19 protein-coding genes and 1 pseudogene are annotated in these 23,463 nt (G+C 60.4%); 4 read left to right on the top strand and 16 right to left on the bottom strand.

What is annotated here, in order from left to right:
• Positions 1-118 precede the first annotated feature (118 nt).
• From RYC17_RS18065 to RYC17_RS18010, 12 genes are all read right to left on the bottom strand, one after another.
• Positions 119-2,053, bottom strand: coding sequence for a methyl-accepting chemotaxis protein (locus RYC17_RS18065; RefSeq protein WP_058401221.1), 1,935 nt, complete (start codon positions 2,051-2,053; stop codon positions 119-121).
• A gap of 171 nt (positions 2,054-2,224) precedes the next feature.
• Entirely contained in the window at positions 2,225-3,517 is a 1,293-nt protein-coding gene (locus RYC17_RS18060; RefSeq protein WP_002551824.1) for an adenylosuccinate synthase, read from the bottom strand.
• 54 nt (positions 3,518-3,571) lie between these two features.
• Positions 3,572-4,759: an ATP phosphoribosyltransferase regulatory subunit gene (locus RYC17_RS18055; RefSeq protein WP_122258588.1), complete on the bottom strand. Its 1,188-nt coding sequence runs from the start codon at positions 4,757-4,759 to the stop codon at positions 3,572-3,574.
• Between the two features lie 270 nt (positions 4,760-5,029).
• Positions 5,030-5,899 (bottom strand): protease modulator HflC, encoded by an 870-nt coding sequence (hflC, locus tag RYC17_RS18050; protein WP_003366315.1) that lies wholly within the window; start codon positions 5,897-5,899, stop codon positions 5,030-5,032.
• Positions 5,899-7,098, bottom strand: a complete 1,200-nt coding sequence (hflK, locus tag RYC17_RS18045) for an FtsH protease activity modulator HflK (protein ID WP_316903955.1) — start codon at positions 7,096-7,098, stop codon at positions 5,899-5,901. The genes hflC and hflK overlap by 1 nt, the downstream gene beginning before the upstream one ends.
• A 96-nt stretch (positions 7,099-7,194) precedes the next feature.
• On the bottom strand, positions 7,195-8,496 hold the full coding sequence (gene hflX / locus RYC17_RS18040; protein WP_058401220.1) for a ribosome rescue GTPase HflX: 1,302 nt from the start codon (positions 8,494-8,496) through the stop codon (positions 7,195-7,197).
• 12 nt (positions 8,497-8,508) lie between these two features.
• Entirely contained in the window at positions 8,509-8,769 is a 261-nt protein-coding gene (gene hfq / locus RYC17_RS18035; protein ID WP_002551819.1) for an RNA chaperone Hfq, read from the bottom strand.
• Between the two features lie 92 nt (positions 8,770-8,861).
• On the bottom strand, positions 8,862-9,833 hold the full coding sequence (gene miaA, locus RYC17_RS18030; protein ID WP_058401219.1) for a tRNA (adenosine(37)-N6)-dimethylallyltransferase MiaA: 972 nt from the start codon (positions 9,831-9,833) through the stop codon (positions 8,862-8,864).
• Entirely contained in the window at positions 9,834-11,780 is a 1,947-nt protein-coding gene (gene mutL / locus RYC17_RS18025) for a DNA mismatch repair endonuclease MutL (RefSeq protein ID WP_316903952.1), read from the bottom strand.
• On the bottom strand, positions 11,777-13,207 hold the full coding sequence (locus RYC17_RS18020; RefSeq protein ID WP_199523490.1) for an N-acetylmuramoyl-L-alanine amidase: 1,431 nt from the start codon (positions 13,205-13,207) through the stop codon (positions 11,777-11,779). Before RYC17_RS18020 ends, mutL begins: the two co-directional genes overlap by 4 nt.
• 2 nt (positions 13,208-13,209) lie before the next feature.
• Positions 13,210-13,638: a tRNA (adenosine(37)-N6)-threonylcarbamoyltransferase complex ATPase subunit type 1 TsaE gene (tsaE, locus tag RYC17_RS18015; protein WP_220273530.1), complete on the bottom strand. Its 429-nt coding sequence runs from the start codon at positions 13,636-13,638 to the stop codon at positions 13,210-13,212.
• Between the two features lie 29 nt (positions 13,639-13,667).
• Entirely contained in the window at positions 13,668-15,158 is a 1,491-nt protein-coding gene (locus RYC17_RS18010; protein ID WP_316903950.1) for an NAD(P)H-hydrate dehydratase, read from the bottom strand.
• A 63-nt stretch (positions 15,159-15,221) separates the two neighbouring features.
• Here RYC17_RS18010 and queG point away from each other — a divergent pair, with 63 nt between their 5' ends.
• Positions 15,222-16,310 carry a tRNA epoxyqueuosine(34) reductase QueG gene (queG, locus tag RYC17_RS18005; RefSeq protein ID WP_230017405.1) on the top strand — a complete coding sequence of 363 codons (1,089 nt, stop codon included), beginning with the start codon at positions 15,222-15,224 and terminating at the stop codon, positions 16,308-16,310.
• Between the two features lie 111 nt (positions 16,311-16,421).
• Here queG and RYC17_RS18000 read toward each other — a convergent pair whose 3' ends face one another.
• Both RYC17_RS18000 and orn read right to left on the bottom strand, forming a co-directional pair.
• Positions 16,422-17,033, bottom strand: coding sequence for a trimeric intracellular cation channel family protein (locus tag RYC17_RS18000; RefSeq protein ID WP_005742997.1), 612 nt, complete (start codon positions 17,031-17,033; stop codon positions 16,422-16,424).
• 96 nt (positions 17,034-17,129) lie between these two features.
• Positions 17,130-17,666 carry an oligoribonuclease gene (gene orn, locus RYC17_RS17995; protein WP_005731116.1) on the bottom strand — a complete coding sequence of 179 codons (537 nt, stop codon included), beginning with the start codon at positions 17,664-17,666 and terminating at the stop codon, positions 17,130-17,132.
• A gap of 108 nt (positions 17,667-17,774) precedes the next feature.
• On the opposite strand from orn, the gene rsgA reads away from it, so the two are divergent.
• The gene (rsgA, locus tag RYC17_RS17990; protein WP_002551811.1) at positions 17,775-18,806 is read left to right on the top strand and encodes a small ribosomal subunit biogenesis GTPase RsgA; all 1,032 of its coding nucleotides are present in this window, start codon (positions 17,775-17,777) and stop codon (positions 18,804-18,806) included.
• A 62-nt stretch (positions 18,807-18,868) separates the two neighbouring features.
• Here the strand turns inward: rsgA and motB are convergent, their stop codons facing one another.
• Both motB and motA read right to left on the bottom strand, forming a co-directional pair.
• Entirely contained in the window at positions 18,869-19,894 is a 1,026-nt protein-coding gene (motB, locus tag RYC17_RS17985) for a flagellar motor protein MotB (RefSeq protein ID WP_058407868.1), read from the bottom strand.
• A gap of 3 nt (positions 19,895-19,897) precedes the next feature.
• Positions 19,898-20,749 carry a flagellar motor stator protein MotA gene (gene motA / locus RYC17_RS17980; protein WP_002551809.1) on the bottom strand — a complete coding sequence of 284 codons (852 nt, stop codon included), beginning with the start codon at positions 20,747-20,749 and terminating at the stop codon, positions 19,898-19,900.
• Between the two features lie 207 nt (positions 20,750-20,956).
• On the opposite strand from motA, the gene RYC17_RS17975 reads away from it, so the two are divergent.
• Entirely contained in the window at positions 20,957-22,492 is a 1,536-nt protein-coding gene (locus RYC17_RS17975) for an HDOD domain-containing protein (protein WP_058401214.1), read from the top strand.
• A gap of 45 nt (positions 22,493-22,537) precedes the next feature.
• Positions 22,538-23,347, top strand: a pseudogene (locus RYC17_RS17970) (rhodanese-like domain-containing protein); the annotation flags it as partial.
• Positions 23,348-23,463: the final 116 nt, after the last annotated feature.

The following is a 23,463-nucleotide window of genomic DNA, read 5'->3' as shown; positions in this document are numbered from 1 at the left end:
TTCTGGGCACCAATTCAAAAAAACCGAGCCAATGGCTCGGTTTTTTGCTTTCCGACTTCAGAAAAGCCCCCCCCCTCCGCAGGCATGGCAGCGCCACATTTGCAGCGCTGCATGATGCTCAAGCCCGAAACTGCCCCAGGCTCGCCTTCAACTGCGCAGCCAGCCCGCTGAGTACCTTGCCGCTAGCAGTCGTCTCGACCACCGCTTCCGCAGCACGCTCGGCCTGAGCGTGAATCACCTCTACCCGACCGCGAACGGCCTGCGCGCCTTCAGCCTGATGTACAGCCGCCTTGGTCGCCAGACCAATGGCAGCGTGCACTTGCTCGACGGACGCCTGCACGGTCTGCTGGCGCTTGGCGCTGTCACGTAATACTTCCAGCCCTTCCTTGGCCTGTCGGCCAGCAATGCCGATGGCAGCGACCGCCTCTTTCGCGCCGCGCTGCAAGGCGATGATGTGTTCCTGAATATCGCCCGTCGAGCTTTGCGTCTTGCTGGCCAGCGCCCGCACTTCGTCAGCCACCACGGCAAAGCCCCTGCCCGTTTCACCCGCGCGCGCCGCTTCGATAGCTGCGTTGAGTGCGAGCAAGTTGGTTTGCTCGGCAATACCGTGGATAACTTCCAGCACGACCTCGATCTGCTGGCTTTGCTGCGCCAGACGCTCAATGACCTGTGCACCGGTTTCAACCTGCCCGGCCAGCGCCTCGATCAAACCGCCGACCTGATTGGACGTGCGGGTGTTTTCATCGGTCGCTTGCTTGATATCGACCACCTGACGCAAGGCCGCCTGCATCGCCTGGCTTTCCGACTGCGCCTCATCAGCCATCTGCTCAAGTGCCTTGAGGCTGGCCGCCACTTCATCACGCTGCAACTCGGCCGCCGCATCAGCCCCGGCGTTACGCTGGCTCATGACACCGATTTCCTGCCCGGTGCGTTGCGCCACCTCGCCCGCCTCACGAACGATAGGCTGCAACTTGTCGATGAAGCGGTTGACCGCAGCCGACATGTCGCCGATCTCGTCATTGCTGTCCAGCTTGACGCGCTTGGTCAGGTCGCCCTCACCCGCAGCCAAATCATTCAGTGCCGCGATCAGCAGGTGCAACTTGCTGACCACACGACGTCCGAGCACCACCGCCAGTAACAGCAGTACGCCCAGGCCGACCAGCGCCAGCCCCATGCCGATCCGCCAGCGCAACGTTTCGGCGGCTTCCTGAACCGTAACACGCGTATTGGCGGTCATTGCAGCACCCGCCGCCTGAGCGGATTGCAGGCGCGTGCGCAAGGCGGTCGAACTGTCTTTGGAAGCACTGGCAAGGCTGTCGGAAACCAGTTGCTCGCCACTGGTTATCAGGGTGGCGAAACGCTTGTCCAGCGCAGCGAGATTTTCCTCGACCGTTGCCGTGGACACTCCCATGCGCACCTTGCCGATCTCAACACCGTTAGGGCTGATAGAGGCCTCGACGTAATACACCGACGGGTCGTTTTTCGCGGCATTGAGGATCTTGTCCATCGCCCGCTCGCCTTCACCCTTGGCCAGCAGCGCCTTGACCAGCGGGTTATCGCGGTTCATGTACCGCGTAAGGTGCTCACCTGCGGCGTCGTCATAGACCACAAACAACACGTTGGGATTGCGCTGGGCGCGTCGGGCAAATTCGGAAAGGGTTGGCGTGTCGTTGTCCCACATGGCGCGCGGGGCAACCGCAGCCAGTAGCTCGGCCATGTCAGTGGCGGACTCTCTCAGGTCTTTTTCCAGCGTGGCACGCAGTTGGGCCTGCTCTTCCTTCAAGCGGGTAGAAAGTCCGACGCTCAAGCGCTGACGCGTACTGGCTGAAAGCGAGTCGAGGCTCGACGTCACTTCGCTACTCGCCAGCTCCAGCTCGGAGGAAAGATGTTGCGAATCTACCCCAAGGCGATTGGCAAGGTCAGCCTCAAGCGCTGTGACTGTGCTCCGGGTAAGAGCAACCGCCACGATGACCTGCACCAAAAGGGCAATGCCCAGGGCAATGAAGACCGGGCGCAGCAGACGGCTTTGCAATAGAGATAAGACAGCAGACACAGGAGAATCCCTCCACCCTCAGCGCCATTAAAATGATGGCACTTTTCTGTCATCTTTGTAGCAAGCGCCGTGCCGTGACACAAGTCTCACTTTTCTGAGCTTCCCTGCCCTCAGCGCGACAATAAAAAAGGGCCGCACATGCGACCCTTTTTGGCACAGCACTGTGACGTATCAGCCGAACGGGTGACGCAGCACGATGGTTTCGTTACGGTCAGGACCGGTCGAAATGATATCGATAGGCGCGCCAACCAGCTCTTCAACGCGCTTGATGTAGGCGCGAGCGGCTGCAGGCAACTCTTCCAGGGTCTTGGCACCCAGCGTGGATTCGCTCCAGCCAGGCATCTGCTCGTAGACCGGACGCAGACCAAGGTAGCTGTCGGCGTCAGTAGGTGCGTCGATGACCGCGCCTTCTTCGTTCTCGTAGCCAACGCAGATGTTGATGGTCTCAAGACCGTCGAGTACGTCCAGCTTGGTCAGGCACAGGCCCGAGATGCTGTTGATTTCGATGGCGCGACGCAGGATGACGGCATCGAACCAGCCGCAACGACGAGCGCGGCCGGTGGTAGCGCCGAACTCGTGACCACGCTTGGCCAGGAAAGCACCGACATCGTCGAACAGCTCGGTCGGGAACGGACCCGAACCCACACGCGTGGTGTAAGCCTTGGTGATGCCCAGAATGTAATCCAGGTACATCGGGCCAAAACCCGAACCGGTAGCGATACCGCCAGCAGTGGTGTTGGAGCTGGTGACGTACGGATAAGTACCGTGGTCGATGTCCAGCAACGAACCCTGGGCACCTTCGAACATGATGTCCTTGCCGTCGCGACGCATTTCATGCAGCGCAGCGGTGACGTCGAGCATCAGCGGCTTGAGCAGATCGGCGTATTCCATGCACTCGTCGAGTGTCTTCTGGAAGTCGATGGCAGGCTCTTTGTAGTAATTGACCAGCACGAAGTTGTGGTAGTCGAGCAGCTCGCCCAGCTTGGCCGCGAAGCGTTCGCGATGGAACAGGTCGCCAATGCGCAGACCGCGACGCGCAACCTTGTCTTCGTAAGCCGGGCCGATACCACGACCGGTGGTACCGATCTTGAATTCGCCGCGGGCTTTCTCACGCGCCTGGTCCAGTGCAACGTGGTACGACAGGATCAGCGGGCAGGACGGGCTGATGCGCAGACGCTCACGCACTGGAATGCCTTTCTCTTCCAGCTTGATGATTTCGCGCAGGAGCGCGTCGGGAGCAACCACTACACCGTTACCGATCAGGCACTGCACGCCTTCGCGCAGTACACCGGACGGAATCAGGTGCAATACGGTTTTCTCACCGTCGATCACCAGTGTGTGACCAGCGTTGTGGCCACCCTGATAGCGAACTACGGCGGTAGCATGTTCGGTCAGCAGATCAACGATCTTGCCTTTGCCCTCATCACCCCATTGAGTGCCCAGGACTACGACATTCTTACCCATAACACTTGTCCTCATTCACGCAAACTTGGTGCCGGCGGCGGCCGGCAGGAATACTCAAGAAGCCAGCGGCATTACCTGCCAGTGCTCGCCATGCTGAATCAATTGCCGGTCACAGTCGGCTTCACGCGCGGCGCTCGCCTGCTGCCCAGGCAATGCCTGAACCACACGCTGACCTTCACTGCGCAACTGGCAAACCTGCTGCCAGAGTGCCGCATCCGTACTGTCCGGCATCCAGATGCCACCAGACGGTAAGACGATTTCTGCCTGCCCCAGGGTTACCAGGGTTTTCAGGTCGGTGGAAAAGCCGGTCGCCGGACGGGCGCGGCCGAAGTCGGCGCCGATGTCATCGTAACGACCGCCCTGCGCGATCGACTGGCCCACGCCCGGCACGAACACCGCGAACACCACACCGGTGTGGTAGTGGTAGCCGCGCAGCTCGCCGAGATCGAAGTACAGCGGCAACTGCGGGAAGCGCGCAGCCAGACGCTCGGCGATCGCCAGCAGATCATCCAGCGCAGCCAATACCGGCGCAGGTGCGCCAGCCAGACGGTCGCGCGCTGCATCCAGCACCTCACGACCACCACACAGATCAACCAGCGCGCGCAGCATTGAAGCCAGCTCTTGCGGCAGATCGGCGGTCAGGGCAACCACTTCATCAATAGCCTTGCGCTGCAGTGCATCGAACAACTGCTGCTCGACTTCTCCCGACAGGCCAGCGGCACGCGCCAGACCACGGTAGATGCCGACATGCCCAAGGTCCATGTGCACGTCCGGCACATCGGCCAGTTGCAACATGGCCAGCATCAGGCTGATGACTTCAACGTCACTGCTCGGGCTGGCATCGCCGTACAGCTCGGCGCCCAGTTGAATGGGGCTGCGCGAGGAAGACAGCGCGCGTGGCTGGGCGTGCAGGACACTGCCCGCATAGCACAGACGGCTAGGGCCTTCACGCTTGAGGGTGTGAGCATCGATGCGTGCAACCTGCGGCGTGATGTCGGCGCGAAAGCCCATCTGCCGGCCCGATTGCGGGTCGATAACCTTGAAGGTGCGCAGGTCCAGATCCGAACCCGCGCCAGTCAGCAGGGATTCGAGATACTCGATATGCGGGGTGACGACAAACTCATAGCCCCAGCTCTGAAACAGATCCAACACCTGACGGCGCGCTACTTCAATGCGCGCCGCTTCCGGTGGCAGTACTTCTTCGATGCCATCTGGTAGCAGCCAGCGGTCGACCGTTGCCATTACGCCATTCCCCTGTGATCCAGGCGGCCAGCCTACAGGCCGACCTTGAGTGAAGCAGAAAGTGGTGCGCCGTATGACGGGCACGACAAATGCCCGAGACAGGCCTTGCAGACCACTTTCCTCGAAAAATCTTGCCGCGTTCTGATTCAGATACGGCCAATCAATCGTGCAGACGCAAAAAAGCCGGGAATTTCCCGGCTGCCGCATGATACACACGTTTCACCGTACGTTCACCCCACCGGGCGGTTTTGCCGCCCGGCGGGTGATTAATTACGGCTTGGCTTTTTCCATGTAGCGAAAGAATTCGCTGTTCGGATCAAGCACCATCACGTCGCTCTTGTTCGCAAAGCTTTCGCGGTAGGCACGCAGGCTGCGATAGAACGCGTAGAACTCCTGGTCCTGACCATACGCCTTGGAGTAGATCGCGGCAGCCTGGGCATCACCATCACCACGCGCTTCTTCCGACTCGCGATAGGCTTCGGCCAGCAGCACACGACGCTGACGATCGGCGTCGGCACGGATGCCTTCAGCCAGCTCGTTACCCTTCGCACGGTGTTCGCGGGCTTCGCGCTCACGCTCAGTGCTCATGCGTTCGAAAACGCTGCGATTCACTTCCTTCGGCAGATCGATGGCTTTGACCCGGACATCGACAACTTCGATACCCAGTTCTTTCTCGGCCATGCGGTTCAGCGAACCGGTGATGTCCGCCATCAGCGCGTCCCGCTCGCCCGACACGACTTCGTGCAGGGTGCGCTTGCCGAACTGGTCACGCAGACCGGATTCCAGACGACGCGAAAGACGCTCGTCGGCAATCTGCTTGAGGCCGGAAGTCGCGGTGTAGAAACGCTCCGCATCCTTCACACGCCATTTGGCGTAGGCATCGACCATGACAGCTTTCTTTTCCAGTGTCAGGAAGCGCTGGGTCGGCGCATCGAGGGTCAGCAAACGACCGTCGAACTTACGCACCTGGTTCACGTAAGGAACCTTCACATGCAGACCCGGCTGAACGTCCGCCTGGACCACACGACCGAATTGCAGCAGAACCGCGCGCTCGGTCTGGGACACTATGTAGAAGCTGTTCCAGGCGATGACTGCCAGTACCACGCCGACAATAAGGGTGATCAGTGATTTGTTACTCATCAGCGAGTCTCCCTGGTACGTACTTCACCACGCTGCTGAGCCTCATTCGCCCGGGCAGCGGCGGCAGCAGCGGCAGCGTCATTAGCCGACTGCGATGGCGTACCTGAATTGGAGCCATTGCCGTTACTGCTGCGGCTGCTCTCGATCATCTTGTCGAGCGGCAGATAAAGCAGATTGTTCTGCCCCTTGTCGCCGGTCACGAGAACCTTGCTGGTGTTGCTGAAGACTTCCTGCATGGTGTCCAGATACAGACGCTGGCGGGTAACTTCAGGTGCCTTGCGGTACTCGGCAACCAGTTTGGTAAAGCGATCCGCCTCACCCTTGGCGCGCGAAACCACTTCATCGCGGTAGCCGTTGGCATCTTCAAGGATGCGCTGAGCCTGACCACGGGCTTCCGGAATCACGCCATTGGCATAGCTTTCAGCCTGGTTACGCGCACGCTGCTCGTCTTCACGGGCGCGGATCACGTCATCGAAGGCTTCCTGCACTTCACGCGGCGCGGCGGCGCTCTGTACGTTGACCTGAGTGACGGTGATGCCGGTACGGTAGGTATCGAGGAAGCGTTGCAGCCGCTCCTTGATTTCGCTGGCCATCAGTTCACGACCTTCAGTCAGCACCTGATCCATTGCCGTGGAACCCACGACATGGCGCAGCGCACTTTCAGTGGCGTGCTGCAGGCTGATTTCAGGCTGGTCGACGTTCAGGACGAAGTCCTGCAGGTTGCTGATCTTGTATTGCACGGTCAGTGGCACTTCGACGATGTTCTCGTCTTCGGTGAGCATCTGGCCCTGCTTGCTGTAGGCTCGCTCGCGAGTCACGTTTTCCATGTACTTGCGATCGAACGGCGGGAAGTAGATGTTGAGACCCGGCCCTACGGTTTCGTGGTATTGACCGAAACGCAGCACGACAGCCTGCTCCTGCTCGTCAACAACATAGATAGCGCTGTAGAGCCAGAAAGCGACGAGCACGACCAGGCCGATACCGAGCAAGCCAAAGCCACCGCCCTTGCCTGAACCGCCACCACTGCCGCCGCCATCGCTGCCGCGTTTGTTACCGCTGCCGAACAACCCCTTCAGGCTTTCCTGCAGCTTACGGAAGGCCTCGTCGAGATCAGGTGGTCCCTTGCGGTCGCCGCCACGGCGTTTGCCACCCCAGGGATCTTGATTATTCGAGTTGCCACCCGGCTCATTCCAAGCCATAGCGCTCTCCATCTGATAAAGCAAAGACGCGCCCGCGGCGCGCCGACCAATGCTACAGAATGCTCGCGAAAGCCGTACAACGGCTTTCTCGTGCTTTTATTGCAAAGTGTGTTGCTCGATGAACTCCAGCGGCTGCAATCCTTCGCGACTCACCAGTCGATTGAGTTCAACGCGCGGCAGCCGTACGACCAAAACGCTGGCACCTTCCTCGTCATGTGTTTCGCTCTGCACCGCACCCAACTCGAAAAACTGGGCGCGCAGCCGGGCAAGACTCTGAGGCAAAAGCAGCGTGCCGACAAACAGGTCGTCGCCGAGCAGTTCGGCAATAGCCTGCTTGAGCAGATCAAGCCCTCGACCATCACGGGCAGACACCCAGACACGCTGCGGCTTGCCATCGGCATCCCGCTGTATCTGAGGCTCTACGCCTTCAAGCAGATCGAGTTTGTTATAGACCTCAAGGATCGGCAAGCCCTCGGCACCGATCTCACCAAGCACGGCCATAACCTGCTCGATCTGCGACATGCGGTCAGGCTCGTGGGAGTCGATCACATGCAGCAGTAAATCGGAGTTGCTCGACTCTTCAAGCGTCGCTCGAAACGCTTCTACCAGTTTGTGCGGCAGATGGCGAATGAAGCCTACGGTATCGGCCAGCACGATAGGACCCAGGTCATCGAGTTGCAGACGACGCAAGGTCGGATCGAGCGTAGCGAACAGCTGGTCCGCCGCAAACACATCAGAATCGGTCACCGAGTTGAAAAGGGTCGATTTACCGGCGTTGGTGTAGCCCACCAGTGAAACCGAAGGGATGTCGGCGCGACGACGTCCACGACGTGCCTGATCGCGCTGGCTGCGAACCTTCTCCAGCCGCCCTTTGATCTGCCGCAGGCGAACCCGCAGAAGACGTCGGTCGGTTTCGAGCTGGGTTTCGCCTGGGCCGCGCAGGCCGATACCACCTTTCTGACGCTCAAGGTGAGTCCAGCCACGGACCAGACGCGTACTCATATGCTCAAGCTGGGCCAGTTCGACCTGAAGCTTGCCTTCGTGGGTACGTGCGCGCTGCGCAAAAATATCGAGGATCAACCCCGTACGATCAAGCACGCGACACTCGAAAACGCGTTCGAGGTTACGTTCCTGACTGGGCGTGAGGGTGTGATTGAAGATAACGAGATCAGCCTGTTCGGCCTTGACCTGGTCGCGAAGCTCCTCGACCTTGCCAGAGCCAATCAGGTATTTGGCCGATGGCCGATGACGCGGCACGTTGATAAACGCAACGGTATCGGCACCGGCCGATATGGCCAGCTCCTGAAACTCCTGCGGATCTTCGCGCGCCTCAGGGTCCTGACCATCCAGATGAACGAGAATTGCACGTTCACCACCACTGTGGCGCTCAAAGAACAAGGCAGACTCCTATCAGGCGTTACCTGGCTCGGCGTCTGCGCCGTCAGCGTCGGTAGCGCTGGGGAGGCGAATCGGGCGAACCGGTACGACGGTGGAAATGGCGTGTTTGTAGACCATCTGGCTGACAGTATTCTTCAGCAAAATGACGAACTGGTCGAAAGACTCGATCGTGCCCTGCAGCTTGATACCGTTGACCAGGTAGATCGATACCCCGACCTTCTCTTTTCGCAAGGTATTCAAGTAAGGGTCTTGTAGCGAATGCCCTTTTGACATGTGCCGCACTCCTTTAAGGATCAATAAAATAATAAATCGAATTCGATTGGCTTACCGGCCACCCCCCAAGGATAGACGGCTATTGCAGGGACTCAGCTCAATATGGAGACCGATCCCAGGTATTTCAAGGCGCGCGACAGATTGTCGCTGGCCAGACTGTCCAGCCAGTGCAAATCCTCCCAGCTGCGTAGCCAGGTGAACTGCCTTTTGGCCAACTGGCGCGTTGCAATAATGCCGCGCTCCTGCATTTCATCCAGCGTCAGCTTCCCATCCAGGTGATCCCAGACCTGGCGATAACCGACGGCTCTTATCGAGGGCAACCCGGAATGCAGGTCGCCTCTTGAGCGCAATGCCAGTACTTCGTCCAGAAACCCCTGATCCAGCATTTGCTCAAAACGTAGCGCGATGCGTTGGTGCAGCACCTTGCGATCAGCCGGAGCGATGGCAAGGTTCGCGACAGTATAGGGCAATTGCTGACGCCCTGATGCGGCCGCTTCGGTACTTTGCACAGTTTGTTGCTCGCGGTGTGCCGTCATGCTCATTCCGCTGACGCGATACACCTCAAGCGCCCTGATCAGTCGTTGCGGATCATTGGGGTGAATGCGTGCCGCCGAAACGGGGTCGACCACCGCCAATTGATCGTGCAATGACTGCCAGCCATAGGCCTGTGCATCGGCTTCAAGCTGTGCCCTGACCTGCGCATCGGCAGCCGGCATATCCGCCAGCCCGTGCAATAGAGCCTTGAAATACAACATAGTGCCACCGACCAGCAAAGGAATATTTCCGCGCGCGGTAATTTCCGCCATGGCCGCCAGTGCGTCGCTGCGAAAATCGGCTGCGGAGTAGCTTTGTGCCGGGTCGAGAATGTCGATCAGACGGTGCGGATATTCAGCCAGCTGTGCTTTCGAAGGCTTTGCGGTGCCGATGTCCATGCCGCGATAGACCAACGCCGAATCCACGCTGATCAGCTCACAAGGCAGCACTTTGCTCAGTTCTATCGCAAGGTCGGTCTTGCCTGCGGCGGTAGGCCCCATGAGAAAGATGGCCGGAGGTAAAGCATTCATTCATTGACCGCGCAGGAATAATTTATCCAGGTCATTGAGACCCATCTGGGTCCAGGTAGGACGACCGTGGTTGCATTGCCCGCTGCGTTCGGTGTTTTCCATATCACGCAACAGGCCGTTCATTTCCGGGATGGCCAAACGCCGATTGGCGCGAATCGCGCCGTGACAGGCCATGGTCCCGAGCAACTCGTTCATGTGTGCCTGCACCCGGTCGCTGGTGCCGTACTCCATCAGATCCGCCAGCACATCGCTGACCAGCCGATTGGCCTCGGCCTGCTTGAGCAACGCAGGGATCTGGCGGATCGCCAGGGTTTCCGGGCCAAGCCGCTGCAGCTCGAAGCCCAGGCGCTGAAACGTCGCGATATGTTCTTCAGCGCAGTCCGCTTCGCGCTGGCTGACCGCGAGAGATTCGGGCACCAGCAACGGCTGGCCACTCAGGCCTTCATTGGCCATCGCTATTTTCAGGCGCTCATACATGATTCGCTCGTGGGCGGCGTGCATGTCCACCAGCACCAGCCCGTGAGCGTTTTCAGCGAGGATGTAGATACCCTTGAGCTGCGCCAGCGCATAACCCAGCGGCGGAATATCGCCGGGCGACTCCGGCAGCGACGAGGACGCTGCACTGGGCAGCGGTGCGAAGAATTCACGGTAGGCGCTTTGCGCTTCAGCCACCGGCACGCCAGAGGTGGGCCGAGGCGTATATTGATACTGATAACCGCTGCCAGCCCCGCCACCGCCAGCAGGCCGGGCAAAAGGCTCGCCCTGCGGCTGTTCCAGCACGTTGTTGGCCAGACGCATTTCACCCTGCGGCCCGAACTCACCGGCCTCAGGCCCGGTAGGCCGAGGCTCGGCGGCGACCGGTACGCTGCCACCCAGCTGGTTTTCCGGGCGCACATCACCCAATGCACGGTGCAGGGTGCCGTAAAGAAAGTCGTGCACCATGCGCCCGTCGCGGAAGCGTACTTCATGCTTGGTCGGGTGAACGTTGACGTCCACAGCGGCCGGGTCGACCTCGAAAAACAGCACGAACGTGGGGTGACGGCCGTTGAACAGCACGTCGCGATACGCCTGACGCACCGCATGAGCGACCAGTTTGTCGCGCACCGCACGCCCGTTTACGAAGAAATATTGCAGGTCGGCCTGGCTACGCGAAAATGTCGGCAGCCCTACCCAGCCCCACAGATGAAGGCCATTGCGCTCGATCTCAATGGGTAACGCCTGCTCCAGGAAGCCCGGCCCGCAAATGGCCGAGACACGCCGCGCTCGGGCGGTATCGTCATGCGCTTCATGTAGGCTCAACACGGTCTTGCCGTTGTGACGCAAATGGAAGGCCACGTCGAAACGCGCCAGCGCCATGCGTTTGATGACTTCCTGCAGATGATCGAATTCGGTTTTTTCGGCCTTGAGAAACTTGCGTCGGGCAGGCGTGTTGAAGAACAGGTCGCGCACTTCAACGGATGTGCCTACCGGATGCGCTGCCGGCTGAACGCGCGGTGCCATGTCACGGCCTTCGGTTTCAACCTGCCAGGCCTGATCGGCGTCGCGGGTGCGCGAAGTCAGCGTCAGGCGCGCCACGGAGCTGATCGAAGCCAGCGCTTCGCCGCGAAACCCGAGGCTCATGACGCGCTCGAGGTCCTCCAGATCGCGAATCTTGCTAGTGGCATGTCGCGCCAGCGCCAGCGGCAGGTCATCCGAGGAAATACCGCCGCCATCGTCACGCACTTTCAACAGCTTGATACCGGCCTGCTCGACATCGACATCAATGCGCCGCGCGCCGGAGTCAAGGCTGTTTTCCAGCAGCTCCTTGATAACCGACGCTGGACGCTCGACGACTTCGCCGGCCGCAATCTGGTTGGCCAGACGCGGACTGAGCAATTCGATGCGCGCAGCGTTCAGGACAGTCTGAGCGTTATTGGCTTCGGTGCCGTCGAGCAGAAGATCGGTCATTGCTGAGTCGCCACCTCGGAACTTGGAATGCGCAGATCCTGGCCAATCTTCAGTTCATCGCTTTTCAGATTGTTGGCGCTGCGCAACGTGGCAATGTTCATGTCATAGCGCGCTGCGAGCATGGCCAGGGTTTCGCCGGAGCGGACCACATGGTTGCGTGGCCCTTGGGCCAGCTTGCCGTTGTCACGCAGCCAGGCAATATAAGTGCCCTGTGGCGGGTTCTGCTGGAAGAACTGCTTCACCCCGGAATTGATCGAACGCGCCAACGCCTGCTGGTGCGACGCAGAACTCAGCTTGTTGGCTTCGTTGGCGTTGGAGATAAAGCCGGTTTCTACCAGAATCGACGGGATATCCGGCGACTTGAGCACCATGAAACCTGCCTGCTCGACACGCGATTTGTGCAGCGAGGTGACGCGACCGATATTGCTCAGCACCTTCTGGCCGACGTTCAGACTGGAAGACAGCGAAGCGGTCATGGACAAGTCCAGCAAAACCCCCGCGAGCATGCGGTCCTTGTCATCAAGGCTTACCGCACCGGCACCACCGATCAGGTCGGAACGGTTTTCACTGTCCGCCAGCCAGCGTGCGGTTTCGGAGGTCGCACCGCGATCAGACAAGGCGAACACCGAAGCGCCAAACGCTGCGGTAGACGGCGCAGCGTCGGCGTGAATGGACACAAACAGGTCGGCCCCCTTGGCTCGGGCGATCTCGGTACGTTTGCGCAACGGAATAAAGTAGTCGCCGGTCCGCGTCAGTTCAGCGCGGTAGCCTTTCTCGGCATTGACCTGGCGCTGCAACTCCTTGGCGATCGACAGCACCACGTTTTTCTCTTTCTGCCCGGCACCGCCCGAGGCACCCGGGTCTTCACCGCCGTGCCCGGCATCGATCACCACGACAATGTCGCGCTTGCCGTTGGGCACCGGGGTCAACTTGATTTCAGGCTTGGCCGGGCTGACCGGGACAGCGGGCGCGGTATTGGCTGCGGTATCCGGGATCACTGGTGTCGGGTTGGCATCGGCGGCGTTATCGAACAGGTCGACCACCAGACGGTTGCCGTACTGCTGGTTCGGCGCAAGCGTGAAGCTTTTGGGCGTCACCGCCTTTTTCAGGTCGATGACCACGCGCAGATCCGTCGGCGTGCGCTGGGCAGAGCGCATGCTGTTGATCGGTGTATTGGCTGTCGAGACATTCAACGGGCCACCGAGTGTCGCGCCATTGATATCGATCACCAGACGATCAGGCGAAGTCAGGGTGAATACACTGTGCTGGACAGGCCCGGACAAGTCGAATACCAGACGTGTGTTGTCCGGTGCTCGCCATAAGCGGACACTTTTTACTTGCGTAGCGGCAACCGCCTCGACAGCCAGGGCCATCAGCAGCAGACCAACTACAGTAACCAGCGCGCGCATGCGCATACCTAACCCCATATCTATTTGAATTCCAAAGCCAAAGTGGCACACCAGCGTTCGCCACGCGAGCCCAGCGGGCTCAATATCACGGACCGACCTTCTCCGTGCGGGCCAATGGTAATGGTCAGGTCAGGCTTTGGCAAAAAGCCTGCACCACGCTGGGGCCATTCAATCAGACAAAGTGCATCGCCGTCGAAGTAATCACGCACACCCATGTACTCGAGTTCTTCGGGATCGACCAGACGATACAGGTCAAAGTGAAAGACCCGGATGGCACCTATTTCGTAGGGCTCAACCAGCGTGAAAGTAGGACTCTTGACAGCCCCGGCATGCCCGAACCCGCGAATCATTCCCCGTGAAAGAGTGGTTTTTCCAGCGCCCAGATCGCCATCGAGAAAGATGACGCCCACGCCTTCGGTAACGGCGGCCAGGCGTGCACCAAAATTCATCATGGCCTCTTCGCCAACCACATGCAGCGTTAAATCAGACACGGTTGCAGCTCCTCCAATAACTGACGAATGGCAGGAATAATATCGCTGGCAGCCAGCCCGCGACCGTATTCACCGACCTTCTGACCGGCGCTTGCGTGCAGCCACACCGCCAGACAGGCCGCATCGAATGGCGTCAGATGCTGCGCCAGCAGCGCACCGATCAACCCGGCCAGCACGTCCCCCAGTCCGGCGGTGGCCATGGCCGGATGACCGCGGTCGCACAACGCCAGTTGTCCGCTCGCATCGGCGATCAGGCTGCCAGAGCCCTTGAGCACGCAAACCGTATCGAACTTGCGCGCCAGCGCCCGCACAGCAGCGGCCCGGTCAGCCTGAATGTCTTTGATGCCGACGCCCAGCAAACGCGCGGCCTCTCCCGGATGCGGAGTGATGACGCAGCCTCTGGGCAGGCTCACCGCCCCGGCGGCCAGCATATTCAGAGCATCGGCATCCCAAACCTGGGGCCGCTCGGCGTTGGCGGCAGCCGACAGCAAACTACGCCCCCAGGCGGCTTGCCCAAGCCCCGGACCGACCACCAATACGCTGGCCGGCTCGATCAACGCCATCAACTGGTTCGCCGAGCGAATGGCCGCACTCATGATTTCCGGCATGCGCGTCAAGGCGGCCGGAATATGTTCGGCGCGGGTCGCCAGCGTCAGCATGCCTGCCCCGCTGCGCAGGGCGCTTTCGGCGCTGAGCAAGGCAGCACCGCCGAAACCGTGATCGCCACCAATGACCAGCACCCGGCCGAACATGCCTTTATGTGCAGTACGCGGACGCGATGCCAGCGTCGGTAGACTGGATGCGCTCAGACGCTTCGCGCTGACCGGCGCCTGCGCAACCAGCACAGGGTCGGCGCGTAAATCATCAAACACCAGCTCGCCCACCAGGTCCGCCGCGTCGCCCGTCAACAAGCCCAGTTTGAGGCCAATGAAGGTAACGGTCACATCGGCACACACCGCCACGCCCAGCGTCTGCCCGGTGTCTGCACTCAAGCCCGACGGGATGTCCACGGCGGCGACCGGCAGGCCGCTGGCATTGATCGCCTTGATGGCCGAAACGTAGGGCTCGCGCACCTCACCGTTGAGCCCGGTACCGAGCAAGGCATCCAGCACCACGCCGGTCAGCGGCTGTCCGGCCCATACCTGAGTGTCTATGCCGGAAGCCGCCGCGTGCGCCGAAGCGGCATCACCGGTCAATGCAGCCGGGTCGCCGACAGCCAGCACCCTGACTTGCCAGCCTGCCTTGTGCGCCAGCGCGGCCACCAGATATCCGTCACCGGCGTTGTTGCCACGCCCGGCCAGCACGGTCAGTTCATTGGCCTGCGGCCAGCGTCGGAGTATCGTCCGCCACAGCGCCTGGGCAGCGCGCAGCATCAATTCCAGGCCTGGCGTACCGGCAGCAATCAGCCGTGCATCAAGGTCGCGGACCTGCGCGGCGCTGTACAGCGCGTCGGGTAAATGAGGTTTCGTGTCGAACATGCGTCTATAGGCTCCGATGTCTGGCAGAATTATACGCACCTTGGCCCCGGTTTCTCTCTGCGCATGTCCGCTATTACTGCTGTACTTCCCACTTCCGATGATCTCGCCACCCTTGCCGTCTCAATCAAGGCATGGGGGCGTGAGCTGGGCTTTCAGGAAGTGGGGATCAGCGGTCTGGACCTGGCAGAGCATGAGCAGCACCTGCAACGCTGGCTCGATGCAGGCTATCACGGCGAAATGGACTATATGGCAGCCCACGGCAGTAAACGTTCCCATCCGGACGAGCTGGTGCCGGGAACGTTGCGCGTGGTGTCGCTGCGCATGGACTATCTGCCCGGCGACACCGAGATGGCCCAGCGCCTGACAGAACCGGAAAAAGCCTATGTGTCACGCTACGCCCTGGGCCGTGACTATCACAAGTTGATCCGCAAGCGCTTGCAGCAACTGGCCGAGCGCATTCAGCAGGCCATCGGGCCGTTTGGTTTTCGGGCGTTCGTGGACAGCGCGCCAGTGCTGGAAAAGGCCATTGCCGAACAGGCCGGGCTCGGCTGGATCGGCAAGAATACGCTGGTGCTCAACCGCAAGGCGGGAAGCTTTTTCTTTCTCGGCGAGCTGTTTGTCGACATCCCGCTGCCGGTCGATGCGCCGCATGCGACGGAACATTGCGGGCGCTGCACGGCCTGCCTGGACATCTGCCCGACGGCGGCCTTTGTCGGGCCTTATGTGCTGGACGCACGGCGCTGTATTTCCTACCTGACCATCGAGCTCAAGACCGCGATCCCCGAAGAGCTGCGGCCCTTGATCGGCAATCGGGTGTTCGGTTGCGACGATTGCCAGATTGTCTGCCCGTGGAACCGCTTTGCACGGCCAACCGACCAGAGCGATTTCCAGCCGCGCCATAACCTGGACAACGCCGGGCTGGCCGAGCTGTTTTTATGGGATGAAGACAAATTCCTCAGCAGTACAGAAGGCTCGCCCCTGCGCCGCGCCGGGTACGAACGCTGGCTACGCAACCTGGCTGTCGGCCTGGGCAACGCGCCCTCCACCATCCCGGTGATCGAAGCCCTGCAAGCACGGCGAGATTACCCGTCGGAGCTGGTCAGGGAACATGTGGAATGGGCGCTGCAGAGGCATGGGGTGGCGCCGCTTTAAACCTGCCGCGCGGCACAGGCGTGTGACGCGGAGCGTCACGAAAGGCATTCCCACGCTGGAGCGTGAGGAACGATAATTTTTCAACTATTGTGCCTGCGCCCTGCGTAAGCTTCAGGGCTCGTCCTTGTAGACAAACTTGGGCATTTCCCAGCGGAAACGGATCGCCAGCAGGCGCAGCAGCAGGCCGCCGAACAGGGTGATGAGCACCGCCTGCTCATCCGGTAATTGCAGGTACTGGCACAGCAAAAAACACCACGCGGCCAGAAACGACACGCTGGCATACAGCTCTCGGCGGAAGATCAGCGGGATGTCGTTGCAGAAGATGTCCCGCAGAATGCCACCGAAGACCCCGGTGATGACGCCGCACACTGACGCGATCACCAGACCATGTCCGGCTTCCAGCGCAGTCATGCAGCCGATCAGGGTGAAGGCCACCAGGCCCAACGCATCAAGCACCAGAAACAGCGAGCGCAGATGGCGCATCAAAGGCGCGATAAAGATCGTCACCAAGGCTGCCACACTGGTCAATATGAGGTATTCCGGGTGCTTGACCCAGGTCAGCGGGTAATGGCCGATCAGCACATCGCGCACCGAGCCGCCACCCAGCGCCGTGACGCAGGCGATCAGCACCACGCCAAACCAGTCCATTCCTCGACGACCCGCAGACAGCGCGCCAGTCATGGCTTCAGCAGTGATGGCGATCAGATAAAGCATCAGCAACATGGCGGCGACTCTGCGACAAAGGCGCGCAGTCTAACCAGCAGACCTGCGCACTGAAAGAGTGCAGCGAAGATTATTCACTGCACGCGCGAGTCTCGATCAAGGCTTGATGAAGTGCTCACGATAAAAGCGCAGCTCGGCAATCGACTCACGGATGTCGTCGAGCGCCAGGTGGGTGCTGCCTTTCTTGAACTTCAGTTCAGGGGACCAGCGCGCAGCCAGTTCCTTTAGGGTCGAGACATCCAGATTGCGGTAATGGAAGTAGTTCTCCAGCGTCGGCATGTGGCGATACAGGAAGCGGCGATCCTGGCAGATGCTATTGCCGCAGATTGGCGAACTGCGCTCCGGCACCCACAGTTTGATGAACTCAAGAGTCTGCGCCTCGGCTTCAGCCATGCTGATGGTGCTTTCGCGTACTCGCTGGGTCAGGCCCGAGCCACCGTGCTGGCGGGTGTTCCACTCGTCCATTTTCGCCAGCGTCTCGTCGCTCTGATGCACCGCGATCACCGGACCTTCGGCCAGGGTGTTCAGCTCGCTATCGGTGATGATCGTGGCCATTTCGATGATGACATCGGTATCAGGGTCCAGACCGGTCATTTCCAGATCGATCCAGATCAGGTTCTGCTTGTTCTGCATGTGTCGACTCCTCAGCGTAGGCGCGCAGTTTAGCTCACCCTGCCGTGCTAGACTCCTGCCGATCAATCGTACTGCCTAATTCATCGGTTACATCACATCGGAACACCCATGGCCAAACGCCAACTCAATCGTCGTCAGAACTGGCGCATCGAAAAAATTCAGGGCGAGCGTGCTGCCCGCGCGGCAAAACGTGAGTCCGCTACGCTTGAAACACTGGAAGGCGGCGACCTCGGCCCCGAACAGACCGGCCTTGTAATTGCTCACTTCGGTGTTCAGGTCGAAGTCGAGGCTCAGGAAGGCGAAGCAAGCGGTCAGGTATTTCGCTGCCACCTGCGCGCCAACCTGCCTGCACTGGTGACCGGCGATCGCGTCGTATGGCGCGCCGGCAATCAGGGCATTGGCGTCATCGTTGCGCAACTGCCTCGCACCACCGAACTGCGCCGTCCGGACTCACGCGGTCAGCTCAAGCCTGTGGCGGCCAACGTCGACCTGATCGTGATCGTGTTCGCGCCCATGCCCGAGCCACATGCCAACCTGATCGACCGTTATCTGGTGGCCGCCGAGCATGCCGGGATTCGTCCGCTGCTGCTGCTCAACAAGGCTGACCTGATCGACGAGCAGAACGCGCCCGCGCTCAATGCGCTGCTGGCGGTCTACCGCACTCTGGGTTACCCGGTACTGGAAGTATCGGCGCATCACGGCGACGGCATGCAGACACTGCAAAGCCAGCTTGACGGCCACATCAGTGTATTCGTGGGCCAGTCCGGCGTCGGCAAGTCTTCGCTGGTCAACAGCCTGCTGCCGGAAACGGACACTCGGGTCGGCCCGTTGTCCGAGGTCTCCGGCCAGGGCACACACACCACGACCACCGCCCGCCTGTTCCACTTCCCGCGTGGCGGCGATCTGATCGACTCACCGGGCATCCGTGAGTTCGGCCTGGGGCACGTCAGCCGTGCCGACGTGGAAGCTGGCTTCATCGAGTTCAACGACCTGATCGGCACGTGCCGCTTTCGCGACTGCAAGCATGACCGCGAACCGGGCTGCGCCCTGCTTAAGGGGCTTGAAGATGGCCGCGTACAGCAACAGCGCATGAACAGCTACCGCTCAATCATTGCCAGCCTGCCGCAAGACAGCTACTGAAGACTGAACGACCGCACACAAAAACGCCGCGATCATCGCGGCGTTTCTGTATCGGTTGTAGCTCAGTTCTGGGCTGGCTCGACCCGCAACTTGCCATCGTCAAAGATATTCAGCTTCTGCCGGATCTCGTGAGGCTGGGCGTATGCCTGCGGGTCTGGCGGTGCCCCGGCCGAAGCACCCGGAGCCGCGGGAGTAGCAGGAGCGGCGGGCGCTGGCTTGGACGACGGCGCACCACCGGAGTTCTGGTCGCCTTCGATACGCTGCTGAGCCTTTTTGGTCAAAACCACAATATCGATACGGCGGTTGACCGGATTGGTCGGGTTCTCGTGATCATAAAGAGCCGACGAGGCATAACCCACCACCCTGGCCACCTGTGAGTCCGGATACGTACCAGCCACCAGCGCACGACGTGCAGCGTTGGCGCGGTTGGCCGACAGTTCCCAGTTACCGAATCCGCCGTTGCCTACAAAAGGTGTCGCATCGGTATGACCGCTGATGCTGATCTTGTTCGGCACGCTCTTGATGGTGTCAGCCATCGCCAGCAGGATGTCTTCGAAATAAGGCTTGAGACGTGCACTGCCCGAGTCGAACATCGGCCGGTTGTCAGCATCCATGATCTGAATACGCAAACCGTCCTGGGTGATCTCGAATAGAATCTGGTCCTTGAATTTCTGCAGTTGCGGGTTTTCCTCGACCTTGTTCTGCAGCTCTTGCAAGAGCATCTCCAGACGCTCCTGCTCGACCTCTTCAGCCTTGGTCTCGGAAGTCTCGGCCTCAAGGGGCACGGTGTCAGGTGACGGCGTGGTCTTGACCTCAGGGTTCAGCGTCTGATTCGGCGACATCTCGGGCGAGCCGCCCAGGTCGATCACATACGGCGAACCGCTGTCCGAAAAGCCGACCGGGTCCTTGAAGTAACCGGCCACCGCGAGCAACTGTTCGGGCGTGGCGGAGGACATCAGCCACAGCACCAGGAAGAACGCCATCATTGCCGTCGCGAAGTCGGCAAACGCGATTTTCCAGGCACCGCCGTGATGTCCGCCACCAAAGCGCTTTACGCGCTTGATGATAATCGGCTGATTATTTTCCATGACTTAGCGACCGCGAACCGCTTGTTCCAGCTCGCTGAAGCTGGGGCGATGCAGCGGGTAGAGAACCTTGCGGCCAAACTCGACGGCCAGCGAAGGCGGCATGCCGGAGGCCGAAGCCACCAGCGACGCCTTGATGCTCTCGTAGACGTTCATTTCTTCCTTGGCATCATGGGCAAGGCAGGTGGCCAAAGGACCGAAGAAACCGTATGCCGCAAGAATACCGAAGAAGGTACCTACCAGCGCCGCACCTACGTGCATGCCGATTGCAGCCTTGTCGCCCGACCCCAGCGACGCCATGGTCACCACGATACCGAGTACCGCCGCCACGATACCGAAGCCGGGCATACCGTCGGCGATACCGGTAATGGCATGGGATGGATGCTCGAGCTCTTCTTTCATGCTCAGCAGCTCCATGTCGAACAGGCCTTCCAGCTCGTGAGGAGCCATGTTGCCGGACGACATGATGCGCAGGTAATCGCAGATGTACGCGGTCATGCGCTCATCTTTCAGCACGCCAGGGTATTTGGCGAAGATCGGGCTGGAGGCGGCGTCTTCGATATCCCCTTCAATCGCCATCATGCCTTCACGGCGGCTCTTGTTGAGGATTTCGTATACCAGCCCCAATACCTCGAGGTAATAGGCGTGTGTGAAGCGCGAACCGAACATCTTCAGCGACTTCTTGAACACGTGCATGGTCATGTAGCCAGGGTTGGCCTGGAGGAACGCGCCCAGTGCAGCACCGCCGATGATCAAGACCTCGTAGGGCTGGAACAGCGCCATGATCTTGCCATGGGACAGCACATATCCGCCGAGGACACTCGCGATAACGACAATGATGCCGATAATTTTAGCCATAGGAAAAAATACTTTACTGAGTCGGGTTCAGGGACAGTCCGGAAGTTCTTGAATCTCTTCTTCTCCTTATCGGCCTAACTGGGCCAGACTATAGCCGGTTCTTTTGAAAAACCCATTTATCCGCCTCCATAAAAGGAGGAAAATGGCCTCAGCGTCCCGTACGCTGGCGGTTTCCCAGCTCAGATAATCAGCCGCACAGGCCATCGAATGTCGACAGCACACGCAGCACATCATCTCGTTCCGAAAACGCTGGATGCCTGGGTCAAGTTGCTTGACGGCATCGCGTTGCCGGTCCCTGCGGTCAATCATGGGCACGTTCGCGCAGCATTGAACGACAGTCGCCGCTCGCTACGTGAAATCGCTGAAATGATGCAGGAAAGCCCCGCACTGGTATTGAGTGTGATGCGCGAGGCCAACCATCACACCCACGGTTTGACCGAGCAGGCCGAGAGCCTCGAGATTGCGATCAACCGCCTGGGGCTGGCGCGTACTGAAATCCTTCTGGGCCGCTTGCCGGCCAAGCCGCCCGAGGAAATTCCTGCGGCCTACCGCCAATTGATTCTGGTCAGCCAGCACGCCACACAACAGGCCAACGGGTTGTTTGCCAGTCGCCTTGCACGACTCTGGCAAGACATCCATATGGGCAGCCTGCTGTTCCTCTCCCCACTCTGGCCGATGGCGCTGGCCTATCCGAAGCTGCTCGAAGAGCTGGAGTTGCGGGTTATCCACAAGGGCCATTCCAGCCTTGCAGTGGAAAAAGAGCTGTTCGGCGTCAATCTGCTGGAGCTGTGCCTGGCACTTGCCGAGTTCTGGCGTCTGCCGATCTGGGTCACGCGCGGTTATAAGTTGCTGATCAACGAGCGACGCGATCTGGCCAAGGTGCTGCGCATCGCCCGCGAAGAACACAGCCCGCTGCAACAGCAACAACTGATGGACGCCGACCCCAACCTGCGGCGCTGGCTGAACCAGCCAGCCAATACTGTTTTGCTGGGTAACGGCCTGGCGCTGGCGGCGCAACATGCCTGGAACAGCCCGCATTGCCTGCGCTGGGAACGGCTGACCAGCCTTTACCTGCAACAGTCGATCAGCGAAGTGCAGCAGCAAGCGCATCAAAACGCTGCCAGCAGCGCGCGTATTCATGCGGAAAAAGACCTCTGGCACCCGGCCGAATCGCTGCTCTGGCCCTGGGATGCGCGCCGCGTACGGCGCGACAACGAACCCGCCCCACCGCCCTCGGCCGACGCCCTGCAGCTATGGCGCAAGCACTGTGCCGAGCTGCTGCAGGACCCCAGCCCGTTCATCAACGCCATGCACTTGACCACCTCGGCGCGCGACGCGTTCATGTCGTGCGGTATGGAGCGGGTCATGCTGCTGATGCTGGACAAGACCTCGACCGTACTGCGCGTCAATCAGATGGCCGGACTGCCGCCCGAAACCGCCTCCTTGCAGCTGTTCATCAAGGAAAGCACCGTGTTGCAACGCTTGCTGACCCAGCCGACGCAGTTGCGCATGACGCCCGCGAACAACGCGCAGTTTGCCGCCCTGCTGCCCGCGCCGCTGAAAACCCTGTTCAGTGGCCAGCACTGGCTTATTCGCTCGCTGAGCAACAACGGTAAAGTCATGCTGCTGGTGGTCGCCGACCAGGGTGGTGGGGCCTTGTCGGAAATTTCCGTCCAGGCATTCGGAAAAACCGCGCAATGTATTGAAAAGGCACTTGGCATCTTTAGTCATCGCAAAGCGTGAGGCCTGGCGTACAATTCGCCTCTTTCCTTTCATCGGAGGCTGCAAATGTCCGCATTCAATGGCTTGTCGCTGGTCATCGAACCCAACGATCTGCTTGAGCGTCTAGACGCCCCGGAATTGATCCTCGTGGATCTGACCAGCAGCGCTCGCTACGAAGCCGGGCACATTCGCGGCGCCCGTTTTGTCGATCCGAAACGTACGCAACTGGGCAAGCCTCCTGCGCCTGGTCTGCTGCCCGACACTGCCGATCTGCAGCAGCTGTTCGGCGAGCTGGGCCACAATCCCGATGCAGTCTATGTCGTCTACGATGACGAAGGCGGCGGCTGGGCCGGGCGTTTTATCTGGCTGCTGGATGTCATCGGCCACCACCGTTATCACTATCTGGATGGCGGCGTGCTGGCCTGGGAAGCGCAATCGCTGCCGTTGAGCACAGACGTTGCGCCCGTTGCAGGCGGCCCGGTCACGCTGACGCTGCACGACGAACCTACCGCCACACGTGAATACCTGCAAAGCCGTCTGGGCGCCGCCGACCTGGCAATCTGGGACGCTCGCGCCCCGACCGAGTATTCGGGCGAAAAAGTAGTCGCGGCCAAGGGCGGACACATACCCGGCGCGGTCAATTTCGAATGGACTGCGGGCATGGACAAGGCGCGTAACCTGCGTATTCGTCAGGACATGCCGGAGATTCTTCGCGACCTGGGCATCACGCCCGACAAGGAAGTGATCACCCATTGCCAGACTCACCACCGCTCGGGCTTCACCTATCTGGTGGCGAAAGCGCTGGGCTACCCAAGGGTCAAGGCCTACGCCGGTTCGTGGGGCGAGTGGGGCAACCATCCGGATACACCGGTGGAAGGCCCGCAAGCGGTCTCCACGCCCGTTGCAACGGTTGAGGCCGTCGAACCCGCCGCGCCTGTCCAGCCAGCCGAAAGCATCGAGCCTGTCGGTTCCGATGAACCGGGGGAGGCGTC

The sequence above is a fragment of the Pseudomonas syringae group sp. J248-6 genome, assembly GCF_032586995.1.
Classification (GTDB): domain Bacteria; phylum Pseudomonadota; class Gammaproteobacteria; order Pseudomonadales; family Pseudomonadaceae; genus Aquipseudomonas; species Aquipseudomonas amygdali.
Note: the sequence above shows the minus strand (reverse complement) of the source record. Positions and strands in the feature narration are given on the sequence as shown.

Bases quoted from the DNA above. Each gene is read 5' to 3' on its own strand.
- motA (WP_002551809.1), bottom strand. From the start codon at position 20,749: ATGGCTAAAATTATCGGCATCATTGTCGTTATCGCGAGTGTCCTCGGC.
- queG (WP_230017405.1), top strand. From the start codon at position 15,222: ATGTCCGCTATTACTGCTGTACTTCCCACTTCCGATGATCTCGCCACC.
- RYC17_RS18000 (WP_005742997.1), bottom strand. From the start codon at position 17,033: ATGTTGCTGATGCTTTATCTGATCGCCATCACTGCTGAAGCCATGACT.
- miaA (WP_058401219.1), bottom strand. From the start codon at position 9,833: ATGAATGCTTTACCTCCGGCCATCTTTCTCATGGGGCCTACCGCCGCA.
- rsgA (WP_002551811.1), top strand. From the start codon at position 17,775: ATGGCCAAACGCCAACTCAATCGTCGTCAGAACTGGCGCATCGAAAAA.
- RYC17_RS18060 (WP_002551824.1), bottom strand. From the start codon at position 3,517: ATGGGTAAGAATGTCGTAGTCCTGGGCACTCAATGGGGTGATGAGGGC.
- RYC17_RS17975 (WP_058401214.1), top strand. From the start codon at position 20,957: ATGTCGACAGCACACGCAGCACATCATCTCGTTCCGAAAACGCTGGAT.
- hflC (WP_003366315.1), bottom strand. From the start codon at position 5,899: ATGAGTAACAAATCACTGATCACCCTTATTGTCGGCGTGGTACTGGCA.
- tsaE (WP_220273530.1), bottom strand. From the start codon at position 13,638: ATGAATTTTGGTGCACGCCTGGCCGCCGTTACCGAAGGCGTGGGCGTC.
- orn (WP_005731116.1), bottom strand. From the start codon at position 17,666: ATGCAGAACAAGCAGAACCTGATCTGGATCGATCTGGAAATGACCGGT.
- hfq (WP_002551819.1), bottom strand. From the start codon at position 8,769: ATGTCAAAAGGGCATTCGCTACAAGACCCTTACTTGAATACCTTGCGA.
- hflK (WP_316903955.1), bottom strand. From the start codon at position 7,098: ATGGCTTGGAATGAGCCGGGTGGCAACTCGAATAATCAAGATCCCTGG.
- motB (WP_058407868.1), bottom strand. From the start codon at position 19,894: ATGGAAAATAATCAGCCGATTATCATCAAGCGCGTAAAGCGCTTTGGT.
- RYC17_RS18020 (WP_199523490.1), bottom strand. From the start codon at position 13,207: ATGGGGTTAGGTATGCGCATGCGCGCGCTGGTTACTGTAGTTGGTCTG.
- mutL (WP_316903952.1), bottom strand. From the start codon at position 11,780: ATGACCGATCTTCTGCTCGACGGCACCGAAGCCAATAACGCTCAGACT.
- RYC17_RS18010 (WP_316903950.1), bottom strand. From the start codon at position 15,158: ATGTTCGACACGAAACCTCATTTACCCGACGCGCTGTACAGCGCCGCG.
- RYC17_RS18055 (WP_122258588.1), bottom strand. From the start codon at position 4,759: ATGGCAACGGTCGACCGCTGGCTGCTACCAGATGGCATCGAAGAAGTA.